Annotated in this window: 6 protein-coding genes; 1 reads left to right on the forward strand and 5 read right to left on the reverse strand. The window is 44.3% G+C overall.

The genetic code is table 11. The features are described 5' to 3' along the window. Window positions 1-198: 198 nt before the first annotated feature. From IEY34_RS05140 to IEY34_RS05155, 4 genes are all read right to left on the reverse strand, one after another. Window positions 199-492, reverse strand: a complete 294-nt coding sequence (locus IEY34_RS05140) for a hypothetical protein (RefSeq protein ID WP_189008515.1) — start codon at window positions 490-492, stop codon at window positions 199-201. A 185-nt stretch (window positions 493-677) separates the two neighbouring features. After that, window positions 678-1,388, reverse strand: coding sequence for a YebC/PmpR family DNA-binding transcriptional regulator (locus IEY34_RS05145; RefSeq protein ID WP_189008782.1), 711 nt, complete (start codon window positions 1,386-1,388; stop codon window positions 678-680). 107 nt (window positions 1,389-1,495) lie between these two features. Further along, a complete protein-coding gene (locus tag IEY34_RS05150; RefSeq protein ID WP_189008518.1) occupies window positions 1,496-2,311 on the reverse strand; it encodes an aminoglycoside phosphotransferase family protein in 816 nt (271 codons plus the stop codon). Further along, window positions 2,295-3,188 carry a helix-turn-helix transcriptional regulator gene (locus IEY34_RS05155; RefSeq protein WP_189008521.1) on the reverse strand — a complete coding sequence of 298 codons (894 nt, stop codon included), beginning with the start codon at window positions 3,186-3,188 and terminating at the stop codon, window positions 2,295-2,297. Before IEY34_RS05155 ends, IEY34_RS05150 begins: the two co-directional genes overlap by 17 nt. Before the next feature lie 146 nt (window positions 3,189-3,334). On the opposite strand from IEY34_RS05155, the gene IEY34_RS05160 reads away from it, so the two are divergent. Beyond that, window positions 3,335-5,302: an alpha-amylase family protein gene (locus tag IEY34_RS05160; RefSeq protein ID WP_189008524.1), complete on the forward strand. Its 1,968-nt coding sequence runs from the start codon at window positions 3,335-3,337 to the stop codon at window positions 5,300-5,302. Here the strand turns inward: IEY34_RS05160 and IEY34_RS05165 are convergent. Continuing rightward, window positions 5,278-5,445 (reverse strand): hypothetical protein, encoded by a 168-nt coding sequence (locus IEY34_RS05165; protein ID WP_189008527.1) that lies wholly within the window; start codon window positions 5,443-5,445, stop codon window positions 5,278-5,280. The genes IEY34_RS05160 and IEY34_RS05165 overlap by 25 nt on opposite strands. Window positions 5,446-6,000: the final 555 nt, after the last annotated feature.

Consider the following 6,000-nt stretch of genomic DNA (forward strand, 5'->3'; position numbering starts at 1 on the left):
TTCTAATATCTTCTTGGAACATTTCGTTCATATTCCATTGTCCAACGTAGTTGCGCAGCAAACGCGGTGTGCTCTCTCCTTTCACGACAACCATTTGACACTGGTTGTCGTAATAAAGGAACGTGTCCGGCCATGGCCCGGCAGCCACACTGCCATAATAAAGAATCTTATTGTTCGGATGCAGCCTCCTCCATGAGCTTAGGCAGCGTTGTAATTTCTGAAAGCAACACCGCACCAGTCCGACCAGCTTTCCTCCAGAATATTAACCGAGGCATATTTCAATAGTTTACGATCTGCCAACGTTATGTCCTGATTGCTGAAACCGCCCTTGCTTAGATTCAAATGTACAGCCGCGATGCCGTACCAATAGCCTTCTTCTTTCAGTGGACCGCCAATTCCACGCAGCAGATCGGCATAATCCTTTTCCTGGAGATCTTTCTCCGTAACCAACTCAATTAATGCTTGTCTTCCGATATCTTTCTTCTCTATCAACGCTTTTCCCACCACGCGAATCAGTTCATCCAGTTCAATAAATAATTCTTAATCCCCGAGCTAACCGGTGGTTCATCATCCACGACCAGAATCTTATACTGGCAATGATTCATTTTCAGAATAATGTCATTAATGCCAGGAAGTTTTTCTAAAATAAAAAAACCGCGCAATGCGCGGTATGTGGCTTATTCAACGTTATGATACACCTGTTGTACATCTTCTAAATCTTCCAAAGCATCAATTAATTTATCGAATTGGACCTGTCCTTCATCTGGCAAAGTGACATTGTTTTGCGCTAACATCGTTAATTCCGCAATCGAGAACTCTGTGATGCCAGCTTTCTTGAATGCTTCTTGCACAGCATGGAATTGCTCCGGATCCGCATAAACCATCACGATGCCTTCTTCTTCAACAATGTCACGAATGTCAACATCCGACTCCAGCAGAAATTCCATAATGTCATCGATGCTCTTGTCTTCAATACCGATAACTGCCGTGGCATCGAACATGTAGGCAACAGATCCTGTTACACCCATATTGCCGCCGTTTTTGCTAAAAGCCGCTCGAACACTTGAAGCCGTGCGGTTGACGTTATTCGTCAACGTGTCCACAATGACCATAGAACCATTAGGTCCGAATCCCTCATAGCGAAGCTCGACGTAGATTTCATCGGAGCTGCCTTTGGCTTTATCGATGGCGCGATCAATAATCGCTTTGGGTACATTGTAAGTTTTGGCCCGCTCCAGGACAACTTTCAACGCGCGATTCGATTCAGGGTCTGGTTCACCCTTGCGTGCTGCTACATAAATTTCGAGTCCGAACTTGGCATAAATTCGACTTGTATTTGCATCTTTGGAAGCTTTCTTTTCTTTAATGTTATTCCACTTACGGCCCACGAGTGATCCCACTTTCTTTTTTAATTTCATTATATATAATACCTGATTTTTGTTCTAAATGTAAAAAAAAATGTTGACGCTGACTATTCACACCAAATTTAGTATTCTCAAGATAATTGTTCTAATCGTTCTCTGATCAACATGAGCAATGCTTCTTTCTCCTTCTCAGGGATCCACTCCGATAACCTAGCTGCTGCTACAGGTAACATCCATTGATTGATGTCGTCAATCTGAAGCTTGGAATTAACCAGATACTGGTTTAAATAGGTGTCTTTCATTTTGTTCCTTGTGAGATGTAAAGTTTCTATAATGTCGCTAGGGGCACCATCAGGGAGTGTTCCATAGGTAAGTAAGAGCAAAGTACGCGCAATATCCCCTGCAGCATTGCCAATCATTCCGGTCATCCAATCGATAATCCATTCCTGTTCGCCAACCATGACATTATCTGGATGAAAATCTCCATGACACAGGCAATTTCCTTGTGGCAGTTTCTCCAGATAGAGAATGATCCGTCTCTTTTCTTCATGCGAGAGCTGAGTCGTATTATGTATATTTTCTGTTAATACAACTTTTTGATTACGAATCTGTTTAACTGCACGATCAGTTTGCAACACATGGTTATGCATCTGGAGGTGTAGATCAGCGAATATAGTAGAAAGTATAATTAATTCTTGTGGATTTTGCGTGATTTTTTGAAGAAACGAATGACCTTCTACGTATTGAAAAACAATCCCTACCCTACCATCATGCTCTATGAGTTCAAATGCTTTTGGAGAAGAAATACCAAGTGAAGAAATGAATAGATTCGTCTCAAATTCAAACACAATTGCTTCCTTAGGAAATCCGATTCGATATAGCTTTAATACCCTATCAGGAGCGTAGTCGTATATCTCTGCTGTCCTTCCCTCACCTAACCGTTTCATTGAGAATCCCCCTATAACCCATACTGATCTTCCGAAATCTCCCCGGCGTCATGCCAACTTTCCTATGAAACAACCGAACAAAATAATTGCTATTAGGAAAACCAATCTGCTCTGCAATATGTTCTACAGGCAGCGCGGTCCCAGTTAATAAGAGCTTGGCATCTTCTATCCGCAAATAATGCAAATACTCGACAGGTGTCATGCCCGCATGCTTCTTCAAACAACGATTCAAATAATCTGGATTGAAATGGAGTTCGCGCTCCATCTCGCTAGCCTTATACGGTTCATGACGTCTTGCCTGCAAATACTGCATCACGCGGTCGCAGATCGTTTGGGAGCGCGATGTATGCCGATTGCGAATTGATTTTTGTAATTTGCTAAATAAAAGCCCTAATAACGAATGAAGCTCAAGCGCATTTTCTACTTGGAATTGATTATGCAAGGCGTACATTTCTTCCAAAATGGGCATAATCGGCACCAAATCAAGCGACGCATATTTAGGAATATACATCGTTTGTTTAGAGGGCATGATATCGGCATCCGTTCCTTTTTTTATCAAAGAGGTCCACTCTATTTCTTCATGAAACAAGGTTCTATTCGGCCGTTCATGAACAAAATGCACCCAATAAATATCCGAATTAACCTCGGTCGGCCGATACCCCCAATGCTCTTTGCCTGCCTCCAGAACTAACATGTGTCCTGCCAGAACTTCATATGATTGCTCGTCTTCTGACATATAGAAAGCACCACTCGTACAAAAAAGCATGTCATAAACATCAAATGTTCTCCGGAAATGCTGCATCCCCTGTTCCCACCTTGCTCGCCCGATGGTAACGAACTGCGGGAGCGGCGGCATGGTCAACTCCAAACATAGCATTCGCTCTAATCACCTCATGTCCCTATCGTATCATAAATACCTTAAAGTCGATATTAGGCTATTAATAGTCGTTTTTCTTGCTAGTGAAATAGAGTAATTCTGCGTACAGTTAGAGTAGTGAATTTAACTTAAAAGGAGAATAGAGAATGAGATTCAGACAAGTGCATTTAGATTTCCATACCTCAGAAGCAATTGAACACATTGGTGCCCAATTTGATAAAAAACAATTTCAGGAAATGCTCAAGCTCGGACATGTGGATTCCATTACGGTCTTCTCCAAATGTCATCATGGATGGGCTTATCATCCTTCTGCGGTTAATGACATGCATCCAGGGCTTACCTTTGATTTATTGCAAGCGATGATTGAGGCCGCACATGAAATCGATGTGAAAACACCTGTCTACCTTTCAGCAGGTTTAGATGAAAAACTAGCCCGGAAGCATCCGGAATGGCTGTTTCGCGATCAAACGGATGGCACGAGTTGGGTTAATGGTTTCATGAAACCCGGATATCACCTATTTTGCATGAACTCACCTTATCTTGAAATTCTGCTGTCGCAGATCAAAGAGGTCGTTACCAACTATGACGTAGACGGTATCTTTTTGGACATTGTCGGTGTTAAGAATTGTTATTGTCACAATTGTATTAATTCCTTATTGGAGCAAGGCAAAGATCCACGGGATCCGAACGCTGTGCTCGAATTAGGCGAAATGACCTATGCTAATTACACAGCCAGAGTGAACGAAACTATCCATGCAATCAAGCCTGGGACACCTATTTTTCATAATGGAGGGCATATTAGGCGAGGACGTCGGGATTTAGCTGCGATGAACACACATTTAGAGTTAGAGTCTCTGCCAACAGGGGGTTGGGGTTATGATCATTTCCCTCTCTCTGCACGCTATGTGCAGAACTTAGGTTTACCTTATCTCGGGATGACCGGGAAATTTCACACAAGCTGGGGCGAATTTGGCGGATATAAGCATCCGAATGCCCTCAGATATGAAACAGCTTTAAGCTTGGCTAACGGGGCGCGCTGCTCTATCGGAGATCAACTGCACCCCAGCGGTGTCATGGATGAAGCTACTTACACTTTAATCGGGGCAGCTTATCAAGAAGTCCAAGCGAAGGAAGCCTGGTGTGTACAAGCCGACAATGTGGCTGATATTGCTTTATTAAGCCTGGAAGCCGCAGATGCTCATTATGCAGCAGACAGCACCAAATTACAATCCGATGCAGGCGCAGTGAGAATGCTCTTGGAAAGCAAGTATCTATTTGATGTTATTGACCTAGATCAACATTTTGATCCATACAAAGTTATCATTCTCCCTGACCGCATCGTCATTCATGAAGCTTTAAAGAAGAAATTGCAGGCCTTCCTACTTAACGGCGGCAAACTATTAGCAACTGGTAAATCGGGATTAGATGATGCGGGTGATGCTTTCGCCATCGACTTAGGCGTGAAATGGGTTTGTGAGAATCCGTACAAACCGGATTACTTCCGTCCTCATTTTGCGTTAGCGAATCTTAGGAACGCCGCCTTCGTCTTCTATTCACTCGGCCAGAAAATTGAGCTTGACGGTGGCGTGGAATTAGGTCAACGGGAAGACCCCTATTTCAATCGGGATGTTTTCACCTTTTGCTCACATCAGCATACGCCAAGCCGTCATCATCATGCAGGTCCTGGCATGGTTGAAAGTGCTTCTGGCATTTATTTTGCCTGGGACGTCTTCGATGATTATGCGAAAATGGGCAGCCTGGCACTCAAGGAATCCGTACAATATGCCTTAGATAAACTTCTTATGGAACATAAAACCTTACAAACCAATTTGCCCGCACAAGGAATTGCAACATTGACGAAACACATATCGGAGAAGCGATACGTGCAGCATCTGCTCTATGCTTCCCCTGTCAAACGCGGCAAAGATATCGAGGTCATCGAGGATATTATACCTCTCTATCAAATAAACGTAGCCTTACGAATCCCGGAGGCGGCAACTAGTGTTTATTTAGCTCCACAGATGGATCCATTGGCTTTCGAGACCAAAGACCAGTTGCTTACCTTTACTGTTCCTAAGCTGGATCTGCATCAAATGGTTGTTATCGAATATTGAAATGGCGCCTCATCATCCGCAATTACGACTATTACTAGATCAACAACTACAAGAACATCAACAACTAAATCAACTTCAACAACTACTACATCTACAGCATCTACAGCATCTACAGCATCTACAGCATCTACAACAACGCTCATCGCTTACGAACTGCATGATGCTTATTGAGGTGAAAATGGCTACTTTAAAAATCTAACGAATTGAAACAGCGTTATGATGCATTTTTTTGGGGGAATGGTGGTTAATTTCTTGCAATAACGCATCTGGAATTCGTTATCTTTTCAAATTGAACCATTTTGATCAAATAAGCGTTACTGAGTTCGTAAGTGCGGGGCATGGGGTTTGTGGGTCTGCGGTCTGCGGGTTGCGGGTTACGGTCTGCGGGTCTGCGGGTTGCGGGTTGCGGTCTGCGCTCTGCGCTCTGCGCTCTGCGGGTTGGGGGTCTGCGGGTTGCGGTCTGCGGTCTGCGGTCTGCGGTCTGCGGTCTGCGGCCTGCGGTCTGCGCTCTGCGGTCTGCGGTCTGGAATTTGGAATCTGGGGATTCGGGGTCGGGGGTCCGAGTTCGAGTTCGAGGTTCAGGGTTTGGGTGATCTAGGATTCAGGGGTCGAGCAGAGCTTCAGGGCCTCAGGGCTTCAGTACTTTCCGGCTCCCCCCAAGGCCATAGGCCTTATGGGAGACCCCCCCCCCCCCCTTC

The organism is Paenibacillus marchantiophytorum (genome assembly GCF_014640555.1).
Lineage (GTDB): Bacteria > Bacillota > Bacilli > Paenibacillales > NBRC-103111 > Paenibacillus_E > Paenibacillus_E marchantiophytorum.